Annotated in this window: 17 protein-coding genes; 3 read left to right on the top strand and 14 right to left on the bottom strand. The window is 64.8% G+C overall.

What is annotated here, in order from left to right:
- Positions 1–5 precede the first annotated feature (5 nt).
- The 3 genes from ACVWWQ_RS14105 to polA all read right to left on the bottom strand — a co-directional run bounded on the left by ACVWWQ_RS14105 (position 6) and on the right by polA (position 5,607).
- Positions 6–2,258, bottom strand: a complete 2,253-nt coding sequence (locus ACVWWQ_RS14105; RefSeq protein ID WP_133951609.1) for a 3'-5' exonuclease — start codon at positions 2,256–2,258, stop codon at positions 6–8.
- Between the two features lie 73 nt (positions 2,259–2,331).
- Positions 2,332–2,550, bottom strand: a complete 219-nt coding sequence (locus ACVWWQ_RS14100) for a hypothetical protein (RefSeq protein ID WP_133951607.1) — start codon at positions 2,548–2,550, stop codon at positions 2,332–2,334.
- A 315-nt stretch (positions 2,551–2,865) separates the two neighbouring features.
- Positions 2,866–5,607 carry a DNA polymerase I gene (gene polA / locus ACVWWQ_RS14095; protein ID WP_133951605.1) on the bottom strand — a complete coding sequence of 914 codons (2,742 nt, stop codon included), beginning with the start codon at positions 5,605–5,607 and terminating at the stop codon, positions 2,866–2,868.
- Positions 5,608–5,786: 179 nt separating this feature from the next.
- On the opposite strand from polA, the gene ACVWWQ_RS14090 reads away from it, so the two are divergent.
- Complete coding sequence (locus tag ACVWWQ_RS14090; RefSeq protein WP_457383439.1) at positions 5,787–6,332, top strand: DUF2782 domain-containing protein; 546 nt, start codon at positions 5,787–5,789, stop codon at positions 6,330–6,332.
- A gap of 141 nt (positions 6,333–6,473) precedes the next feature.
- Here ACVWWQ_RS14090 and ACVWWQ_RS14085 read toward each other — a convergent pair whose 3' ends face one another.
- The 11 genes from ACVWWQ_RS14085 to cutA all read right to left on the bottom strand — a co-directional run bounded on the left by ACVWWQ_RS14085 (position 6,474) and on the right by cutA (position 17,189).
- Entirely contained in the window at positions 6,474–7,184 is a 711-nt protein-coding gene (locus tag ACVWWQ_RS14085; RefSeq protein WP_133951600.1) for a glutathione S-transferase, read from the bottom strand.
- A gap of 88 nt (positions 7,185–7,272) precedes the next feature.
- On the bottom strand, positions 7,273–8,883 hold the full coding sequence (gene purH, locus ACVWWQ_RS14080) for a bifunctional phosphoribosylaminoimidazolecarboxamide formyltransferase/IMP cyclohydrolase (RefSeq protein WP_133951598.1): 1,611 nt from the start codon (positions 8,881–8,883) through the stop codon (positions 7,273–7,275).
- 69 nt (positions 8,884–8,952) lie between these two features.
- On the bottom strand, positions 8,953–9,276 hold the full coding sequence (locus ACVWWQ_RS14075; protein WP_099654345.1) for a helix-turn-helix domain-containing protein: 324 nt from the start codon (positions 9,274–9,276) through the stop codon (positions 8,953–8,955).
- A 158-nt stretch (positions 9,277–9,434) separates the two neighbouring features.
- Positions 9,435–10,295, bottom strand: a complete 861-nt coding sequence (locus ACVWWQ_RS14070; protein ID WP_133951596.1) for a zinc-ribbon and DUF3426 domain-containing protein — start codon at positions 10,293–10,295, stop codon at positions 9,435–9,437.
- A 70-nt stretch (positions 10,296–10,365) separates the two neighbouring features.
- Positions 10,366–11,265: a 50S ribosomal protein L11 methyltransferase gene (gene prmA, locus ACVWWQ_RS14065; RefSeq protein WP_133951594.1), complete on the bottom strand. Its 900-nt coding sequence runs from the start codon at positions 11,263–11,265 to the stop codon at positions 10,366–10,368.
- A 99-nt stretch (positions 11,266–11,364) separates the two neighbouring features.
- Positions 11,365–12,735 (bottom strand): acetyl-CoA carboxylase biotin carboxylase subunit, encoded by a 1,371-nt coding sequence (gene accC / locus ACVWWQ_RS14060; protein ID WP_099654342.1) that lies wholly within the window; start codon positions 12,733–12,735, stop codon positions 11,365–11,367.
- A gap of 122 nt (positions 12,736–12,857) precedes the next feature.
- Positions 12,858–13,313, bottom strand: a complete 456-nt coding sequence (gene accB, locus ACVWWQ_RS14055; protein WP_099654341.1) for an acetyl-CoA carboxylase biotin carboxyl carrier protein — start codon at positions 13,311–13,313, stop codon at positions 12,858–12,860.
- 66 nt (positions 13,314–13,379) lie between these two features.
- Complete coding sequence (gene aroQ / locus ACVWWQ_RS14050; protein WP_133952029.1) at positions 13,380–13,832, bottom strand: type II 3-dehydroquinate dehydratase; 453 nt, start codon at positions 13,830–13,832, stop codon at positions 13,380–13,382.
- A gap of 158 nt (positions 13,833–13,990) precedes the next feature.
- Positions 13,991–14,533 carry a TlpA disulfide reductase family protein gene (locus ACVWWQ_RS14045; RefSeq protein ID WP_133951592.1) on the bottom strand — a complete coding sequence of 181 codons (543 nt, stop codon included), beginning with the start codon at positions 14,531–14,533 and terminating at the stop codon, positions 13,991–13,993.
- Entirely contained in the window at positions 14,533–16,737 is a 2,205-nt protein-coding gene (locus tag ACVWWQ_RS14040; RefSeq protein WP_133951590.1) for a protein-disulfide reductase DsbD family protein, read from the bottom strand. Before ACVWWQ_RS14040 ends, ACVWWQ_RS14045 begins: the two co-directional genes overlap by 1 nt.
- Positions 16,738–16,850: 113 nt before the next feature.
- The gene (gene cutA / locus ACVWWQ_RS14035; protein ID WP_099654338.1) at positions 16,851–17,189 is read right to left on the bottom strand and encodes a divalent-cation tolerance protein CutA; all 339 of its coding nucleotides are present in this window, start codon (positions 17,187–17,189) and stop codon (positions 16,851–16,853) included.
- Between the two features lie 224 nt (positions 17,190–17,413).
- Here cutA and ACVWWQ_RS14030 point away from each other — a divergent pair, with 224 nt between their 5' ends.
- Positions 17,414–17,707 carry a co-chaperone GroES gene (locus ACVWWQ_RS14030; RefSeq protein ID WP_007081521.1) on the top strand — a complete coding sequence of 98 codons (294 nt, stop codon included), beginning with the start codon at positions 17,414–17,416 and terminating at the stop codon, positions 17,705–17,707.
- 132 nt (positions 17,708–17,839) lie between these two features.
- On the top strand, positions 17,840–19,492 hold the full coding sequence (groL, locus tag ACVWWQ_RS14025; protein ID WP_099654337.1) for a chaperonin GroEL: 1,653 nt from the start codon (positions 17,840–17,842) through the stop codon (positions 19,490–19,492).
- Positions 19,493–19,606 lie beyond the last annotated feature (114 nt).

Below are 19,606 nucleotides of genomic sequence, written 5' to 3'. Positions count from 1 at the left end.
GGCTGCTACAGAACGGTCAGATTCGCGTAGGCGGCCACCAGCCACTTGCTGCCGGCTTCGTGGAAATTGACCTGCAGCCGCGTATGCGCGCCGCTGCCCTCGGCGCTGACCACGACGCCTTCGCCGAAGCTGGGGTGGCTGACCCGTTGACCCAGTTGCACCGGCAGTGTTTCTTCCAGCGATGATGAGGTTTCGCGGGGACGGCCGGCGTACATCGGCCGGGTGACGTTGACGCGCGGGCGCACTTCGTCGATCAGTTCGGCCGGCATCTCGGCGAGGAAGCGGGAGGGCCGCGCCAGCATCTCGGTGCCGTGCATGCGGCGCGACTCGGCATGACTGACGACGAGCTTTTCGCGGGCACGAGTGATGCCGACGTAGGCGAGCCGGCGTTCTTCTTCCAGCCGGCCTTCGTCATCCACCGAGCGCTGGCTGGGGAACAGGCCTTCTTCCATGCCGACCAGGAAAACCACCGGGAATTCCAGTCCCTTGGCCGAATGCAGTGTCATCAACTGCACGCAGTCGTCCCACGCCTCGCCCTGGTTCTCACCCGCTTCCAGTGTGGCGTTGGACAGGAACGCGTTGAGCTCGCTGATGCCCGCGTCGATGTCTTCGTTGCTGCGCTCGAAGCGGCTGGCCACGTTGATCAGTTCGTCCAGATTCTCCACCCGCGACTCGGCGTTGCCGCGGCTGTCCTTCTCGTAGAAGTCGCGCAAGCCGGTATGGGTGATCGCGTGCTCGATCTGTTCGGCCAGGGTCAAAAGATCGGGAACGGGAGAAGCAGGGTCCGGCTCACCGGATCCTTCGGCCGCTGTTCCCCGTGCCCCGTTCGCCGTTCCCGCGAACGCGCTCGCCATTTCGTCGATCATGGCGAGAAACGCTTTGACCGCATTCTTCGCCCGACCAGCCAGTTCGCTGCCGCCGACCAGTTCCCCGAGTGAGGCTTCCCACATCGAGATGTTCTCGCCGCGCGCGCGGCGACGAAGCACGTCGAGGGTGCGTTCGCCGATACCGCGTGGCGGCGTGTTCACCGCGCGCTCGAACGCGGCGTCGTCATGCCGATTGGCTGTCAGCCGCAGATAGGCGAGCGCATCCTTCACTTCGGCGCGCTCGAAGAAGCGCTGACCGCCGTAGACGCGGTAGCCGATTCTGCGCTGGACCAGCTGTTCCTCGAAGTTGCGCGACTGCGCGTTGGAGCGATAGAGGATCGCGCAGTCGCGGGCCGAACCGTGTTCGTCGATGTATTCGCGGATGCGCTCGATCACGAAGCGGGCTTCGTCCTGCTCGTTGTAGGCGGCGTACAGCGCGATGCGCTCGCCCTCATCGCCGGCCGTCCACAGCTCCTTGCCCAAGCGACTGCCGTTGCGCTGGATCACGCTGTTGGCGGCTTTCAGGATGGTCGAGGTGGAGCGGTAGTTCTGCTCCAGCTTGATCGTGCGTGCACCGGGGAAATCGCGCAGGAACTGCGCCATGTTCTCGACCTTGGCGCCGCGCCAGCCGTAGATCGACTGGTCGTCGTCGCCGACCGCGAAGACCTTGCCGGTGGCGCCAGCGAGTACGCGGATCCACGCGTACTGCAACGTGTTGGTGTCCTGGAATTCGTCGATCAGCAAATGCCGCCAGCGTTGCTGGTAGTGCTCCAGCACGGCCGGGTTCTTCAGCCAGAGCTCGTGCGCGCGCAGCAGCAGTTCGCCAAAATCGACCAGGCCAGCGCGGCGACAGGCATCCTCGTACGCCTTGTAGATGTTGACGAAGGTGTGGGTGACCGGATGGTCGCGATGTTCGATGCCGTCCGGCCGCTTGCCTTCGTCCTTCCAGTGGTTGATCTGCCAGCAGGCTTGGCGCGCCGGAAATTTCGCATCGTCCAGGCCCAGTCCGGCGACCACGCGCTTGACCAGCCGCAACTGGTCGTCGGAATCGAGAATCTGGAACGTTTCCGGCAGCCCCGCATCACGCCAGTGTCGGCGCAAAAGCCGATGGGCAATGCCGTGGAACGTGCCCACGGTCAGCCCCTGCGTGCTGCCGGGAATCAGCGCGTCCAGTCGCGCGCGCATTTCGCCGGCGGCCTTGTTGGTGAAGGTGACGGCGAGGATCGCCCACGGCGGCACGGCCTCGGCCTGTGTCAGCCAGCCGATGCGGTGGGTCAAGACGCGGGTCTTGCCGGAACCGGCGCCGGCCAGCACCAGGTAGTGGCCGGGCGGGGCGCAGACGGCTTCGCGCTGGGCTTCGTTGAGCGGGTCGATCAGGTACGAGACATCCATCGTGCCCATTGTAGTGGGCGCAAAAGAAAACCGCCGCGAAAGCGGCGGTTTTCCAGGAGCTGCTCGCGGTGAATCATCGCTTCTGCATGAATCCACCGAGCGCCAGCAAGGCGCCGATCACGATACCGCCGATGCCGACCCACTGTGGTACGCCCTTGTCATGGGTCGCGGTGACCTTGGCCGAGCCCACCTGAAGCAGGGTGTCGGTGTCCTGGTAGAAGGCATGGCCAGCCACCACCCAGATACCCGCAGCTATGAGGATGACGCCGACAATGATCAGGCCTGTACGCATGGTGTTCCCCTTGGTGAATGTGCGTCGAGTATGCCGTACGCCGGTGTGCACGAAATGTACAGACCCCGGGCCAGGCAAAAAAAGGCCCCGGAGGCTAGGGGGAGCCTCCGGGGCGGGGCAGACACGAAGACCCAGGGGAGAGGTTCGTGGCTGTGGCGGCTCAGGGAGGTGAGCTCGCCATGGATGCCGTTGCGTGCATCCGATGGATTAGAGCGCGGCTTTGGCGAAAAGTTGCATGGTTTCCGAAGATATTTAAATAAAATTCATTCTCATGGAAAATTAACGAATCGGCCGACATCGGGTGCCGCGCGAGGCTTAGTGCGCCTCATCCCAGTTTGCACCAACGCCGACTTCGACCAGCAGGGGTACCGCCAGTTCTGCCGCGCCGGACATCCGCTCGACCACTCCTGCCCGAACGGCATCCACCGCATCGGCCCGTACCTCGAAGACCAGTTCGTCGTGCACCTGCATCAGCATGTGCGCGTCGTCACGCGGCTGCAGCCAGGCGGCCACCGCGATCATCGCGCGCTTGATGATGTCCGCCGCGCTGCCCTGCATCGGCGCGTTCACCGCGGCGCGCTCGGCACCTTGACGCAGGCCCTGATTGCGCGCGGCAAGGTTGTCCAGATACAGCCGGCGGCCGAAGATCGTCTCCACATAGCCGTCGCGATGGGCGCGTTCGCGGGTGGCCTCCATGAACGCGTGCACGCCGGGATAGCGGGCGAAATAGCGGGCCATGTAATCGCTGGCTTCGCCGCGGTCCACGCCGAGTTGCCTGGCCAGGCCGAATGCGCTCATGCCGTACATCAGTCCGAAGTTGATGGCCTTGGCCGCGCGGCGCTGGTTCGCGCTGACGTCCTCCGGTTTCAGGCCGAACACCTCGGCAGCCGTCGCGCGATGCACGTCACCGCCTTCGTGGAACGCCTTCAGCAGGCCTTCGTCACCGGACAGGTGCGCCATGATGCGCAACTCGATCTGCGAGTAGTCGGCCGCCATCACCTGCCAGCCGGGCGGCGCGATGAAGGCCTGGCGGATGCGGCGGCCTTCCTCGGTGCGTACGGGAATGTTCTGCAGGTTCGGGTCGGACGAGGAGATGCGCCCGGTCGCCACCGAGCCCTGGTGATAACTGGTGTGCACCCGTCCGGTGCGTGGATTGACGATGCCCGACAGTTTGTCGGTGTAGGTGGAACGCAGCTTGGCCAGACCGCGATAGTCGAGAATCAGGCGGGGCAGGTCGTGCGTGTCGGCGATCGCCTCCAGCGCTTCCTCGTTGGTGGACGGCTGGCCGGTCGGTGTCTTCAGCTTCGCCGCCAGACCGAGCTCGTCGAACAGCACCGCCTGCAACTGCTTGGGAGAGTCCAGGTTGAACTCATGCCCGGCCAGTGCATGCGATTGCTGCTGCAATTCCAGCATGCGCTTGCCCAGCTGCTGACTTTGCAGGCGCAGTGCATCGCCGTCGATCAGCACGCCACGGCGTTCCATTTCGGCCAGCACCGGCACCAGTGGAATCTCGATGTCCTGATACACGCGGCGCAGGGCCGGCATGCTCTCCAGCTTCGGCCACAGCGCGTGATGCAGGCGCAGGGTGATGTCCGCATCTTCGGCGGCATAGCGACAGGCGGTGTCCAGATCCACTTGCGAGAAGGAGATCTGCTTCGCGCCCTTGCCCGCCACTTGTTCGTACTTGATCGTGTCGTAGCCGAGATATTTCTTCGCCAGCGAATCCATGTCGTGGCGGGTGGCCGTGGCGTTCCACACGTAGGATTCGAGCATCGAGTCGTGTGCGAGCCCCTGCACGGCGATGCCGTAACGGGACAGGATGTTGATGTCGTATTTCGCGTGCTGGCCGAGCTTGGGCCGGAACGGATCCTCGAAGATCGGCTTCAGCGCGGCGAGCACCTGATCCCGATCGAGCTGCTTCGGCGCGCCGGGGTAGTCGTGGCCGAGCGGGATGTAACAGGCCTTGCCCGGCTCCACCGCGAGGCTGACACCGACGATGTCGGCGCGCATCGCGTCGATGCTGGTGGTTTCGGTGTCGAACGCGATCAGCTCGGCGCGGCGCAGCTTTTCCAGCCAGTTATCGAAGGCTGGCTGCGTGGTGATCAGTTCGTATTCGCCCGGAGCTTGTAGGAGCGCATCCTGGGCGCGATCGCCTTGCGGGGCGATTTCCGCTTCGTCGTGATCGCGCACAGGGTGCGCTCCTGCAGGTTCCGCCGTGGCGTCCAGATCCTTCAGTGCCGCCTTGAAATCGTAACGCGCATACAGCTCGCGCAGCTGCGCGGTATCGGCCTCGCGCTGGGCCAGCCCGGTGGGGCCGACGTCCAGCGGAACATCGGTCTTGATCGTGACCAGCTCGCGCGACAGCGGCAGCTGCGGCAACGCCGAGCGCAGGCTTTCGCCGATCTTGCCGCCGATCTTGTCGGCGTTGGCGATCACGCCGTCCAGCGTGTCGTATTCAGCCAGCCATTTGGCTGCGGTCTTCGGGCCGCACTTGGGCACGCCGGGCACGTTGTCGACGGTGTCGCCGGTGAGCGCGAGGAAGTCGATGATCTGCTCCGGCCGCACGCCGAATTTCTCCACCACTCCGGCGTGATCCATCACCGTATTGCTCATGGTGTTGACCAGGGTGACCTGCGGGCCGACCAGCTGCGCCATGTCCTTGTCGCCGGTGGACACCTCCACGTCGATGCCGAGTTCGCGCGCCTGCACGGCCAGTGTGCCGATCACGTCGTCGGCCTCGACGCCGGGCACACGCAGGATCGGAAAGCCCAGCGCGCCGACGATCGCCAGCATCGGCTCGACCTGGGCGCGCAGGTCGTCCGGCATCGGCGGGCGGTTTGCCTTGTACTGGTCGTACAGGTCGTCGCGGAAGGTCGGGCCGGGTGCATCGCTGACGAAGGCCAGGTACTCCGGCTTGGCTTTCAGGGTCGCACGCAGCATGTTGACCACACCGAACAGCGCACCGGTGGGTTCACCGTGCGCGTTGGTCAGCGGGGGCAGTGCATGGAAGGCCCGATACAGGTAGGACGAGCCGTCGATGAGGATGAGTTTGGGCATGGCATTGCTGACCTATGGGAAGCAGGTCGCGCCGGCAGTGGCTGACCGGCGGAACAGGAAAGAGTGGGGCGCATGTCGCTGCCCGGCAGGCCATTTTGGCATGCATGGCGAAACGTCGCGCTTCACGGAAGCGGGGCCGGCGCACTGCTATGCTGCCTTCCCCGAACGAGGTTGCCGCCATGAAAACCGCTGCCTTGCTGGCTGCTGCCAGCTTCCTGTTCACGTCGAGCCTGCTGGGCTCGGTCGCGTTGGCGCAATCTGCTCCGTCGACCAACGTGCCGCCACCGCCGGGGATCAACGATCCGGGCGTGAAGGCAGTGACTCCGCCGGTGGAGAGGACGACCCGCTCGGCCACCAAGTCAGCTGCCGATGCGGCCGCCCGTTCCTCGGAAAAGCCGTTGAACCTGAAGCCGCAGGCCCTGCCTTCCATGCATGACGACGGTGCCGCGAAGCCGCCGCGCGACCAGGTCACGCCGGAAGTGCGGGTGCGCCAGGAAGGCGACAACAACATCCAGGAATACAGCCGCAACGGTCGCGTCTACATGGTCGTGATCACGCCAAAAAGCGGCATCACCCAGACCTACATGGTCGATCCGCAGGGGCGCTTGGTCGACGAGCACGGCCAGAAGCCCGTGGGTCCGGTGATGTACAAGGTGCTGGAGTGGGGCAAGGCCAAGCCGCCGGCCGAGTCCACGGACACGACCACGAAAGACGCGGGGCACTGAGTCGAGCGTCGCGCGAGGGCGTCGTCGGCCAGTTTGCCGGTGACGTCGGCTAACCGTGGCAAGGGATACCTAGGGCGCCTGCGTGAAAGCTGGCCGATGCCTGCGCCGGGTTCCACGCTGACCGCGCTGTTCTGAGCGAGTTCATGCCGGATCGTCCAGCTCCGGGTAATGGCGAAAGATGCCGTTTTCATTGAACGGCACGCGCCGCGGTGAGGCCAGATAGGCGGCGATGCGTGGTCGTTGCGCCACCCGCTGGGTCAGCGCGCACAACCGCGGCACGCCGTGGCCGATGCGCTGCATCGCGCGCGGAAACGCGTATGCCAGCCCGCTCATCAACTGGAACAGCGACAGGTCCACGTAGGAATGTTCGTGCAGGGCATGATGGCCGCCGCTGCGTTCCAGCACCTGCTCGAAATAGTCGAGGAATCGCGGCAGCCGCTGCTCAAGGAGGTCGGCGGCGCGGCGTTTCGCTTCCTCGCGCTGATCCTTGTAATACAGGCCGCTGGCGATCGGATGATGCGAGTCGTGCACTTCGGCGACCAGGTCGCTGATGGTCAGCTGCAGTTGATGCGCGTACAGCCGTCGGCTCTCGCTTTCCGGTACCAGGGCCAGCGGCGGGCCAAGGTAGTGCAGGATGTTCGCAGTCTGCGCGATCAGCAGCCGACCGGCCTTGAGAAACGGCGGCGCGAATGGCAGTGGGCCTTCGTGGACGCCATCAAGGTACTGCACGATCGCATCGTCGCCCTGCGCGCGGGCGACGTCGTCATAGGGCGCGCCGGCATCCTCCAGCGCCAGTCGCACGAACTCGCCGCGGCCCTGAAGGCCACTCCAGTAGAACAGCTGGTAATGCATGGCAGCCTCCCGCGTCCAGGGTGGATGCCCAGCGTGCGCCTGCGCGCGTCGAGACTCAATGACGCGCTGGTCTGATTTGCTTCCGGCATCAATGCCGGAAATGGCGCATCCCGGTGAACACCATCGCCATGTCGTGCTCATCGGCGGCGGCGATCACCTCGGCGTCGCGCATCGAGCCACCCGGCTGGATCACCGCACTGATGCCCGCCGCCGCCGCCGCATCGATACCGTCGCGGAACGGGAAGAATGCATCGCTGGCCATCACCGAGCCGCGCACTTCGAGCTTCTCGTCGGCGGCCTTGATGCCGGCGATCTTCGCGCTGTAGACGCGACTCATCTGGCCGGCACCGATGCCGATGGTCTGGCGGTCGCGGGCGTAGACGATGGCGTTGGACTTGACGAACTTGGCCACCTTCCAGGCGAAGATCAGGTCATGGATCTGCGCCTCGGTGGGTGCCTTCCGGGTGACGACTTTCAAATCGGCCGCGCCGATCATGCCGGTGTCGGCGCTCTGGATCAGCAGGCCCGAACCCACGCGTTTGGAATGATTGCCCGGGTGTGCGTCGAGCAGGCTGCCGTCGATGGGTAGCGGAATCACCAGCACGCGAACATTGCCTTTCTTGTGGAATGCCTTCAGCGCGTCGTCCGCATAAGCCGGCGCCAGCACCACTTCGACGAACTGGCGTTCGACGATCGCCTTGGCCGTCGCGGCGTCCACCTCGCGGTTGAACGCGATGATGCCGCCAAATGCCGAGGTCGGATCGGTCTGGAACGCCAGGTCGTAGGCCTTGCCGATGCCGTCCAGGCTCACCGCCACGCCGCACGGGTTGGCATGCTTGACGATTACGCAGGCCGGTTTGACGAAGCTGCGCACGCACTCCCATGCCGCATCGGCGTCGGCGATGTTGTTGAACGACAATTCCTTGCCCTGCAGCTGACGAAAAGTCGCGAAGGTGCCCGGATGCGGATACAGATCGCTGTAGAACGCGGCCTGCTGATGCGGGTTCTCGCCGTAGCGCAAGTCGATCACCTTGGTGAAGCGGCCGTTGACCTGGGCCGGAAACGCGGCATGGCCGGCGATGGCGTCCTGCGTGTCGTTGAGTTCCAGCCCGGACAGGTAGTCGCTGATCGCACCGCCGTAATTGGCCACGCGATTGAACGCCGTCACCGCCAGCTTGAAGCGGGTGGTGCGGGTCAGACCGCCCTGGGCCTCGATCTCGGCCAGCGCGCCTTCGTACTGATCGGGCGAGGTCAGCACGCCGACGTCATTCCAGTTCTTCGCCGCCGAACGCAGCATCGCCGGACCGCCGATGTCGATGTTCTCGATGGCGTCCTCAAGCGTGCAGCCGGCCTTCGCCACGGTGGCCTCAAACGGATACAGGTTCAGTACCAGCAGATCGATCGGTGCGATGCCCAGTTCTGCCATCACCGCGTCATCGGTGCCGCGACGGCCAAGCAGGCCGCCATGGACTTTCGGATGCAGGGTCTTGACCCGGCCGTCCATGATTTCCGGGAAGCCGGTGACGTCGCTGACGTCGGTGACGGTGATGCCGGCGTCGCGCAGTGCCTTCGCGCTACCGCCAGTGGAAAGCAGTTCGATGCCCTTGGCGGCGAGGCGTCGACCCAGATCGATCAGGCCGGTCTTGTCAGAGACGCTGAGCAGGGCGCGACGAACCGGGACGAGCTGGGGAGCGGGCATGAGCGGGTTTCCAGGGAGGGAAAGCCGGTCATTATAGCCGCCCGAATGCCGGACGGCTTTTGAGTGCGCTTACAGCAGGCCGTGTGCGGCCAGCTTTTTGCGCAGGGTGGCGCGATTGATGCCAAGCGCGCTCGCGGCGCGACTCTGGTTGCCGTCGTGGAATGCCAGCACCTCACGCAGCAGCGGGACTTCCACTTCGCGCAGAACCAGCGCGTGCAAGCCTTCAGCACACTCGGTGTCGCCGATGTCAGCGAGGTAGCGACGCACCGTGCGGGAAACGCACTCGCTCAGCGCGCTCTGGCCATGGAGGCTGGCGCCAGACGAAGCTGCGTTCTGCGACGAACCCGCTTTGAGGGGCTCGTCGGCAGACAGTCTTACGGCATTCACGGGCATTTCCCCTCACGTACGAAGCGACGACTGCATGGGTCGTCGCGAATGGTTATCGATGAAGCTTGGCGTCTCGCGGCGTATGTTCGATGCCGTCGAGCGTGCAGATGCGAGCAAGCGAGTCTACCCGCGCGGGCAGATAATTTTAAGTACCACGGGCAGGCTTATTCGAAGCCGATCTCGAAAGCGACGGCTTTTTCGCCGGGATCTTCCACCTCGAGAAGCAGCACGGCGCTGGCGCCGGGCGCCATTCCGCGCCGCAGGATCGAGGCATCATCCAGGTACTCTTGCGGCTGCAGCCGACGCATGGCGATGCGCTGTCCCAGGGCGTTCGACAGGGTGACCGTCAGCACCGGGTAGGGCTGGGCGAACGCAGCATCATTGCGCACGCTGGCGCTGATCATGAGCGCGTGGGCCACGCTGGGGTGAGCCTGGACATTGCTGGCCAGCAAGCGCAGTCGTTGTGGTGCGGCCACCAGCGGCAAGCGGCAGCTGAGTGCCGCACAACTGCTGCGCAGCCAGCTGCCCGTCAGCGGATCTCGAATCAGGTTGTCGCGCTTGGCCCAGGCCAACTGACCGCCCAACACCAGCGCAAGCAGACCGCAGGCCAGCAGCCAGGGCCAGCGCCGTTCGGTGGATGGCGCCAGGTGGCGTGGTCGCTCGCGCGGCGTTCGCTTTGGTGTCTTCGGCTTGGTTTCCCGGGCAAATCGCGGCGCGAAGACCAGCTGCGAGAAATCGTCCTGGGGCGCCAGCGCCCCGGCATCTGCCGGGGCTTCGCCAGTGACCGCGACGATCGGTTGCTCCGGTTGCGGGCGGTAGACCACCAGGTCGAGCAACGGGGGCTCAAAGGCGGGTTCGTTGACAGGCAGCTCGACGAAGGGTTCGGGCGGGAGCTGTTCGGTGATCGTGGCGAGACTGTCGAAACCGGCATGACAATGACCGCACACGACATGGCCGTGCGCCTTGGCGAGTGTCTGCGCGTCCAGCGAGAACACGGACAGGCATTCTGGGCATTGGGTATACATGCAGGCCGCTTTGAATCGGTATCGGCCAAGCTTAACAGGGCCGTCGCCCGGTCAAGCGGCGATGACGGCTTCAGCCGCGCCGGTGGCCGCTGATGCGCACCCAGTCTTCGCGGGTGTCCACCTGCAACTGGTCGAACCATTCCCCGTAGCGCTGCAGCAATTCATCCTGCTGGCCGGCGAGGATGCCGGAGATCGCGAACGGTGCGCCGGGCTTCGCGGCCGCGGCGAAGATGGGTGCCAGTTCGCCCAGCGGGCCGGCCAGTATGTTGGCGATGAACACATCGGCGGGCGGCACCTCGACGTCCTGCGGCAGGAACAGCGCCAGCTGGCTGTCCACGCCATTGCGCTCGGCATTGTCGGCGGAAGCGGTCAGTGCCTGAGGATCGTTGTCGACGCCGACCGCGCTGCTCGCCCCGAGCTTCAGCGCGGCGATGGCCAGGATGCCGGAACCGCAGCCGTAGTCGGTGACGGTCCGGCCCTGCAGGTCGAGTCCGTCCAGCCATTCCAGGCACAGCGCCGTGGTGGGGTGGGTGCCGCTGCCGAAGGCGAGGCCCGGATCGAGGCGAACGACCACGATTTCGTCATTGGCCGGTGGTTCGATGTTCCATGGGTAGATCCACAACCGCCGACCGAACGGCATCGGCTTGAACTGGTCCATCCACGCGCGTTCCCAGTTCTGGTCGGCCACATCGCAGAAACTCAGCTGGTCAGGCTCCAGCCAGGGCAGCAGTTCGCCCAGTGCGGCGCTGAGTCCGCGCCGATCGGCGTGTTCGTCGAACAGCGCATTCAGCGTGATCGTCGGCCACAGTGGCAGTTCGCCCACGCCAGGTTCGAAGATCGCCTGCTCGTCCGGCGTTTCGGCATCGGCATCGCGCAAGGTGATCGACAACGCACCCAGCTCTTTCAGCGCTTCTTCCGTGCCGGGTTGCTGTTCGATGCGGACGATCAGGGAGAGTTCGAGGAAGGGCATAAGGCGAGGATCGAGGATGGAGGAGTGAGTGGAGAGATAAGGGCGGAAGCGTCGTGGAGTGGAGATGCATGCTTTCTCCCACTCCTCGCTCCTCTGCGCTCACTCCTCGTGTTTCGCCTTGTGCTCCTTCTGCTCGGCCATCCGCTTTTCCAGATAGTGGATGTTCTGTCCACCGTGCTGGAAGCCGACGTCGGCCATGATCTTCTGCTGCAGAGGAATGTTGCACTTGACCCCTTCGATCACCGTCTCGGCCAGCGCCAGTTGCATGCGGGCAATGGCGGTGGCGCGGTCAGGGCCGTGCACGATCAGCTTGCCGATCATCGAGTCGTAGTTCGGCGGGATCCTGTAGCCGTCGTACAGATGCGTGTCCACGCGCACACCGGGGCCGCCCGGGGCCTCGAAGCGCTTCACCGTGCCCGGGCTCGGCATGAAGCTTTCCGGATCCTCGGCGTTGATGCGGCATTCGATCGAGTGGCCGCGGATCACGATGTCTTCCTGCTTGATCGACAGTTTCTCGCCGCCGGCGATCAGCAACTGTTCGCGAACCAGATCGACGCCGGTGATCCATTCGGTCACCGGGTGCTCGACCTGGATGCGGGTGTTCATTTCGATGAAGTAGAAGCGGCCGTTCTCGAACAGGAACTCGAAGGTGCCGGCACCGCGGTAGCCGATGCGGATGCACGCATCCACGCAGACCTTGCCGATCTCGGCACGCAGTTCCGGCGTGATGCCCGGTGCCGGTGCTTCCTCGACCACTTTCTGGTGGCGACGCTGCATCGAGCAGTCGCGCTCGCCCAGATGGATCGCGTTGCCCTGGCCATCGGCCAGCACCTGGATTTCCACGTGACGCGGGTTCTCCAGGAACTTCTCCATGTAGACCACGTCGTTGCCGAAAGCCGCCTTGGCCTCCTGCTTGGTCATCACGATGGAGTTGCCCAGGTGAGCTTCTGTACGCACCACGCGCATGCCGCGGCCACCGCCGCCACCGGCGGCCTTGATGATCACCGGATAGCCAATCTCGCGGGCAATCTTGATGTTGGTGTCCACATCCTCGCCAAGCGGGCCGCCGGAACCGGGGACGCACGGCACACCGGCGGCCTTCATGGCACGGATCGCTTCGACCTTGTCGCCCATCAGGCGGATCACCTCGGCAGTCGGGCCGATGAAGATGAAGCCGGACTGCTCGACCTGCTCGGCGAAATCCGCGCGCTCGGACAGGAAGCCGTAGCCCGGGTGGATCGCCTGGGCGTCGGTGATCTCGGCGGCCGCGATGATCCGCGGGATATTCAGATAGCTGTCGACCGAGGGGCCCGGGCCGATGCAGATCGACTCGTCGGCAAGGCCGACGTGCTTCAGATTGCGGTCCACGGTGGAATGCACCGCCACGGTCTTGATACCCAGACTGTGGCAGGCGCGCAGGATTCGCAGCGCAATTTCGCCGCGGTTGGCGATGACGACTTTTTCTAGCATGGGGAGCTCCAGGGAGCGGGAACGGGGAGCAGGGAACGGGGAGCGGAAAGATCAAAAGCGCGATATCGCAGCTCCTGTTTTTTCCGTTCCCCGTTCCCCATTCCCCGTTCCCGCACGATCATTCAGGCAATCACGAACATGGGTTCGTCGAATTCCACCGGCTGGCCGTTCTCGACCAGGATCGCCTGCACGGTGCCGGAGACTTCGGCGTCGATCTGGTTGAACATCTTCATCGCCTCGATGATGCCCAGCGTCTCGCCGGCCTTGACCTGCTGACCGACCTTGACGAAGGCTGGCGTGCCGGGCGTGGCCGAGGCGTAGAACGTGCCGACCATCGGTGCCTTCACCACGTTGCCCGCGGGCAGGGCGGGAGTGGAGGGCGCTTCGGCCACCGCCGGTGCGGCGGCAACTGCTGCCGGGGCGGCGGGCGCGACCGGCGCTGCGGCCACGGCGACCGGCGCGGTGTTCTTCGGCACGCGCGACAGGCGAACGACTTCTTCGCCCTCCTTGATCTCCAGTTCGGCGAGGTTGGATTCCTCGAGCAAGTCGATCAGCTTTTTGATTTTGCGCAAATCCATCGGATCAGCCTTTGGTCAGTCATGCCACGCGCAGGTGGCTGGGAAAGGGGTGTGTGCTTGTCTTGGTCAGGCCGGGACGTTGGCTTGCAGTCGCGAAATGGCCGCATCCAGCGCCAGCCGGTAGCTGTCGCCGCCGAAACCGCAGATCACGCCGAGCGCGATATCGGACAGATAGGAGTGATGCCGGAACGGCTCGCGGGCGAAAACATTCGACAGGTGAACTTCGATGAACGGAATGCCCACCGCGGCGAATGCGTCGCGCAGCGCAACACTGGTATGCGTGAACGCTCCGGCGTTGCAAAGAATGATCGCGGTGCCCTCGTCACGGCCTTGGTGCACCCGACCCACCAGTTCGTGCTCGGCGTTGGACTGAAACCAGACCAGTTCGTGTCCGGCGGATTCAGCGCGCTCGGCCAGTTGCTGGTTGATGTCAGCCAAGGTCTCGTGGCCGTAGATATCCGGCTCGCGGGCGCCCAGCAAATTGAGGTTGGGTCCATGCAGGACCAGGATTTTCGCCAACGTCATGATCCAGATCGCGTCCGGACATCCCGGAACGGGCGAAGTGTGCGCGTACTGGGGAATCTTGTCCAGTTCGCTGCAGATCGACGATGTTTGCCGGAGAACGACCGGATTTCCGTGCGTGGGCGTATGTCTGGATCAACCGCACCGCCCGCGATCTAGTGCTGCAGCCACTGCTCCGCTTGCTGCGTGGTCAACGCGCCCTGGTGAGTGGCCAGAATGCGTCCATCTTCGCCAATCAGGACGCTATATGGCAGAGTTTCGGCTACATCGCCGAGTTTGAACGACGTGCTCGGGGGCATGATCTCACCCATCAAGATCGGGTAACTGACCGGATGTGTGGTCAAAAACGCCCGAACGCGAGCAGGATCGTCCATCGCAATTCCGATCACGATGGAGCCACGTTCGCCGAACTTCTGCTGGACCTTGGCAAGCAGCGGCATCTCTTCCACGCACGGCGCACACCAGCTGGCCCAGAAGTTGAGCAGCACGCGACGTCCCCGATACTCATCAAGCGAGCGGGGCTTGCCGTCGAGATCGGACAGGCCGAGTGCCGGCACGCGCTGGCCGATGATGGCCGGCTCCGAGGCTGCTGCCGGAACGTCGTTCGGCACCGCCTGGACCCGGTGCTGGATGTAGCCACCCGCGGCGGCGGCCAGCACGGCCAGACCGAGGATGGTCCAGTTGCTGCGACTGAGCATCAGCGTGCCGCCTCGGTGAGTGCCTGTTCGACCATGGCGCGGGTCAGCACGGTCGACAGTTGTTTGCCAGGCCCGCCACCCTTCGGGAACACCACGTACAGCGGCACGCCGGGCGAGTTGTATTGCTGCAGGAAGGCGCTGATGGTGGGATTGACGTCGGTCCAGTCGCCTTTCATGTAGACCGCGCCGGTGCGCGTCAGCAGGTCACGGAAGGCGGCCGTATCCAGCACGGTGTGCTCATTGGCTTTGCAGGTAACGCACCAGTCGGCCGTCATGTCCACGAAGACCGGCGTGCCGGCCGCGCGCAGTTCGGCCAGCTTTTCCGGGCTGTAGGCGGTCACGCCTTCGCTGGCGGCTGCCACGGTGGCCGGTGGCGGCACTTGGGCGAGCAGGTACACCGGCACCAGCGTGATCAACGCCAGCAACACCACCGCGATCCGGCTGATCGTGCCGCGGGAGCGACTGCGCTCGAACCACCACAGCGTCATCGCCAGCAGCACCATCGCCACCAGCACCAGGCCGACCGCGTCGGCGCCGCGCTGGTTGGCCAGCACCCACACCAGCCACACCGCCGTGAGGTACATCGGGAAGGCCAGCACCTGCTTCAGGGTTTCCATCCAGCGCCCCGGTCGCGGCAGCAGCCGCCCCAGTGCGGGTACGAAACCGATCAGCAGGAACGGCAGCGCCAGGCCGACCCCCAGCATCAGGAAGACCAGCAAGGCCGAGACCATCGGCGCGGCGAACGCATACGCCAGTGCGCTGCCCATGAACGGTGCGGTACACGGGCTGGCCACTATCACGGCCAATACGCCGGTGAAGAAATCACCGGCCGGGCCGGAGCGCGCGGCGAGTCCGGCGCCGGTGTTGCCCAGCGTTGCGCCGAACTGCACCACGCCGGACATCGACAGACCGACCGCCAGCATCAGGCAGGCGAGCACGCCGACCACCACCGGTTGTTGCAATTGCGAACCCCAGCCCATCGCATGGCCGGCCGTGCGCAAGGCAAGAATGCCCAGCCCCAGTGCGGCAAAACTGCACAGCACGCCCGCCGTATAGAACAAGGCGTGCCGGCGTGCCCGAGCGTGGCTTTCACCACTTTCCAGCACGCTGACCGCCTTGATCGACAGCACCGGCAACACGCAGGGCATCAGGTTCAACACCAAGCCGCCGCCTAGCGCCAGCAGCAGTGCCAGCGCCAGACTGACCTGGACGGGGCTGCCGGTAATGCTGGCTGGCGGCAGCTCGGGTGCCACGGTCGCGATCGCGGTGGCGGGGGTATTTCGGCTGAGGTCGATGTGCAGAGTTCGCGTCATCAGCGGATAGCACAGGCCGCCTTCCTGGCAACCCTGAAAACTGACTTCCAGGTCGAGCTGCCGGCGGCCGGCCATGTCGCCCTGCAAGGCCACCGGCAGTTCGACCTGGTCGAAATACACGGTGACCTGACCATAGTGCTCGTCCTGATGCGACGTACCTGTCGGCCAACTGGGCCTCAAGGCCAGCCCAGCGGCGTCAGGCAGCTTCAGCGTGGTCTGATCGCGATACAGGTAGTAGCCCTTCGGCATCGTCCAGCGCAGCAGCAACTGCCGCGGACCCTGAGCCAGCGCTTCCAGGTGGAAGGCCTGCTCGGCGGGCAACGCCGCGCCCGCGCTGGCGCTGATCCGGTTGCTGCCAAGCTGGCTCAGCGCCGCGCCCAGTGCGGTACCCGTGCCGGCATCCGCGCCGGTGGTGCCGGTCGTTCCGGTTGCATCTGCGGGCAGCGGCAGGTCCAGTTTCTCGGTATGCGGCGGATAGCAGATTTTCGGATCGACTTCGTGGCAACCCTGGTATTGCACGCTCAGTTGCAGGCGCGTGGTCCCGGTAGCGACGGTATAAGGAATGCTGGCGTCCACGCCGTGGTGATAGGTCTCCACATCACCCAGGTATTCGTCATGGTGCTTTTCGCCGTCGGGCAGTCGGGCCTCGGCCAGGGTGACGCCGTCGCCGCCCTTGAACTTCATGCGGCCACGGTAGAGGTAATAGTCCGGCGCGATCGTCCAGTGCAGCTTCAGCACGCCCGGTGTGGCGGTGTCGGCGCTGAGCTTGTAGGCCTCGGTCACCGGCAGCAGGTCGGCGGTGTCCTGGGCCAGCGCCGGTCCCGCGACCAGCAGCAGGCCCAGCCAGACCAGCAGACGAGCGGCCATTCGGCCGGTAAGCAACGGTCGCATCACGACTCCAGTGGCAAAGAACGATGGTGAGCGCAGGCAAGTCGGCATTATGGCCCAGTATCCGAGACCGGACCCGGCGGTGCTTCACTGTGCCGCGCGGGCGGCTGTCTCCCTCATCCGCCCACCTCGTCGCGCACCCATTGCAGATAGGTTTCGTGGCCGCGGGTCACCGGCACGGCGACAAGCTCGGGCAGTTCATACGGATGCAGTTCGAGCAGGCGGGCGCGCAGCGCGGGCAGGCGTCCGGCCGTGGTCTTGATCAGCAGCAGCACCTCGCTGTCGCGGGTCACCGCACCCTGCCAGCGGTAGGTCGACGTGATTCCCGGCAGTTGGTTGATGCACGCGGCAAGTCGTTCGCCCACCAAGGTGTCGGCAAGCTGGCGGGCCGTGGTGTCGTCGGGGCAGCTGCAGTAACAGAGCAGCACGGTGGCGGGGTGATCGGTCGGCGTCATCACGGCAGCGTAGCCGAGCCGGGCGGACGGCGCTGATTGACCCGCCCGCCCTTGAAAGGCCGGTCGGATCACCCAATGTGCTGTTGCATCCCCGGGCACGAACATCTTGCTGCGGAATGGTATCTGCGTAAAATTGGCACTCATTACCCCCGAGTGCTAACAGAACCGCAGGCCCGGGTTCTGAAAGCCTTGTCCATCAACTGTTTGAACAGCTGGAGTCCTCCATGAGCACATTGCGTCCACTGCATGACCGCGTCATCGTCAAGCGTCTCGAAGAAGAGCGCGTCTCCGCCGGCGGCATCGTCATCCCCGACAGCGCCACCGAAAAGCCGACCCGCGGCAAAGTCGTCGCTGCCGGCACCGGCCTGATCATGGCTGACGGCAAGGTCCGTCCGATGTCGCTGAAGGCTGGCGACACCGTGCTGTTCGGCAAGTACGCCGGCCAGGAAATCAAGATCGACGGCGAGGATCTGGTGTTCCTGAAGGAAGACGACATCGTGGCCGTGATCGAAGGCTGATCGAGTGGGGCTGAGGTTGGTTGAGCGCGACTGAAAGTCAAAAGCGCGCACCCAGTCGCCTTCGGCTCCTTCTGGCAGCTTTCTCGCGACAGATTCCATTCTTAATTTCAATTTTTTTGAGGCAAAAAAATCATGGCAGCTAAAGAAGTCCGCTTCGGCGAAGACGCCCGCGCACGCATCCTCAAGGGCGTGAACACGCTCGCCAACGCCGTCAAGGTTACCCTGGGCCCGAAGGGCCGCAACGTCGTGCTCGAGAAGAGCTTCGGCGCGCCGACGATCACCAAGGACGGCGTGTCCGTCGCCAAGGAGATCGAGCTGGCCGATCGTTACGAGAACCTCGGCGCGCAGATCGTCAAGGAAGCCGCTTCCAAGACCTCCGACGTCGCCGGTGACGGCACCACCACCGCGACCGTGCTGGCGCAGGCGTTCATCCAGGAAGGCCTGAAGGCTGTTGCCGCCGGCATCAACCCGATGGACCTGAAGCGCGGCATCGACAAGGCCGTCGTGGCCGCCGTCGGCGAGCTGAAGAAGCTCTCCAACCCGACTGCGAACGACAAGGAAATCGCCCAGGTCGGCACGATCTCGGCCAACTCCGACACCAACATCGGCGACATCATCGCCACCGCGATGAAGAAAGTCGGCAAGGAAGGCGTGATCACGGTCGAGGAAGGCTCGGGCCTGGACAACGAACTCGACGTGGTCGAGGGCATGCAGTTCGATCGCGGCTACCTGTCGCCGTACTTCATCAACAACCAGCAGAGCCAGCAGGTCGAAATGGATGACCCGTTCATCCTCATCCACGACAAGAAGGTCTCCAACGTGCGCGAGCTGCTGCCCGTGCTGGAAGCCGTCGCCAAGGCCGGCAAGCCGCTGCTGATCGTCGCCGAGGAAGTCGAAGGCGAAGCGCTGGCTACCCTGGTGGTCAACACCATCCGTGGCATCGTCAAGGTCGCCGCCGTCAAGGCGCCGGGCTTCGGTGATCGTCGCAAGGCCATCCTGGAAGACATCGCCGTGCTGACCAATGGTCAGGTCGTGTCCGAGGAAGTGGGCCTGTCGCTGGAAAAGACCACGATCGCCGATCTGGGTCGCGCCAAGCGCATCGTCATCACCAAGGAAAACACCACGATCATCGACGGTGCCGGCGAAGCGGAGAAGATCCAGTCGCGCATCGGCCAGATCAAGGCGCAGATCGAGGAGACCTCCTCCGACTACGACCGCGAGAAGCTGCAGGAACGCGTGGCCAAGCTGGCCGGCGGCGTGGCGGTCATCAAGGTCGGCGCGGCCACCGAAGTCGAGATGAAGGAAAAGAAGGCCCGCGTCGAAGACGCCCTGCACGCCACCCGTGCGGCCGTTGAAGAGGGCGTGGTCCCCGGCGGCGGCGTGGCGCTGATCCGCGCCATGAAGGCGGTCGAAGGCCTGAAGGGCGACAACACCGACCAGGATCTGGGCATCGCGATTACCCGCCGCGCGCTGGAAGCGCCGCTGCGTGCGATCGTCGCCAACGCCGGCGAAGAGCCGAGCGTGGTGCTGAACAAGGTCAAGGAAGGCACCGGCAACTACGGCTACAACGCTGCCACCGGCGAGTACGGCGACATGGTCGAGATGGGCATCCTGGACCCGACCAAGGTCACCCGTTCGGCCCTGCAGCACGCGGCATCGGTGGCCGGTCTGGCGATCACCACCGAGGCGATCGTTGCCGAGCTGCCGAAGAAGGACGAAGGCCACAGCCATGGCGGCGGTGGCATGGGCGGCGGCATGGGTGGCATGGGCGGCATGGACTTCTAAGTCGCTGATTCCTGCCGTCATCCGTGATGGCGGGAATCGCCAGGCGGTCATTCGTGGCCGCCCTGCCCGGCAAGAGCCTTTGCAAGAAAAACCCCGCCTCGGCGGGGTTTTTCT

It is taken from the genome of Rhodanobacter sp. TND4EL1 (assembly GCF_054061035.1).
This window is presented reverse-complemented; position numbering and strand designations above follow the sequence as displayed.

Bases quoted from the DNA above. Each gene is read 5' to 3' on its own strand.
- ACVWWQ_RS14105 (WP_133951609.1), bottom strand. From the start codon at position 2,258: ATGGATGTCTCGTACCTGATCGACCCGCTCAACGAAGCCCAGCGCGAA.
- ACVWWQ_RS14100 (WP_133951607.1), bottom strand. From the start codon at position 2,550: ATGCGTACAGGCCTGATCATTGTCGGCGTCATCCTCATAGCTGCGGGT.
- polA (WP_133951605.1), bottom strand. From the start codon at position 5,607: ATGCCCAAACTCATCCTCATCGACGGCTCGTCCTACCTGTATCGGGCC.
- ACVWWQ_RS14090 (WP_457383439.1), top strand. From the start codon at position 5,787: ATGAAAACCGCTGCCTTGCTGGCTGCTGCCAGCTTCCTGTTCACGTCG.
- ACVWWQ_RS14085 (WP_133951600.1), bottom strand. From the start codon at position 7,184: ATGCATTACCAGCTGTTCTACTGGAGTGGCCTTCAGGGCCGCGGCGAG.
- purH (WP_133951598.1), bottom strand. From the start codon at position 8,883: ATGCCCGCTCCCCAGCTCGTCCCGGTTCGTCGCGCCCTGCTCAGCGTC.
- ACVWWQ_RS14075 (WP_099654345.1), bottom strand. From the start codon at position 9,276: ATGCCCGTGAATGCCGTAAGACTGTCTGCCGACGAGCCCCTCAAAGCG.
- ACVWWQ_RS14070 (WP_133951596.1), bottom strand. From the start codon at position 10,295: ATGTATACCCAATGCCCAGAATGCCTGTCCGTGTTCTCGCTGGACGCG.
- prmA (WP_133951594.1), bottom strand. From the start codon at position 11,265: ATGCCCTTCCTCGAACTCTCCCTGATCGTCCGCATCGAACAGCAACCC.
- accC (WP_099654342.1), bottom strand. From the start codon at position 12,735: ATGCTAGAAAAAGTCGTCATCGCCAACCGCGGCGAAATTGCGCTGCGA.
- accB (WP_099654341.1), bottom strand. From the start codon at position 13,313: ATGGATTTGCGCAAAATCAAAAAGCTGATCGACTTGCTCGAGGAATCC.
- ACVWWQ_RS14045 (WP_133951592.1), bottom strand. From the start codon at position 14,533: ATGCTCAGTCGCAGCAACTGGACCATCCTCGGTCTGGCCGTGCTGGCC.
- ACVWWQ_RS14040 (WP_133951590.1), bottom strand. From the start codon at position 16,737: ATGCGACCGTTGCTTACCGGCCGAATGGCCGCTCGTCTGCTGGTCTGG.
- cutA (WP_099654338.1), bottom strand. From the start codon at position 17,189: ATGACGCCGACCGATCACCCCGCCACCGTGCTGCTCTGTTACTGCAGC.
- ACVWWQ_RS14030 (WP_007081521.1), top strand. From the start codon at position 17,414: ATGAGCACATTGCGTCCACTGCATGACCGCGTCATCGTCAAGCGTCTC.
- groL (WP_099654337.1), top strand. From the start codon at position 17,840: ATGGCAGCTAAAGAAGTCCGCTTCGGCGAAGACGCCCGCGCACGCATC.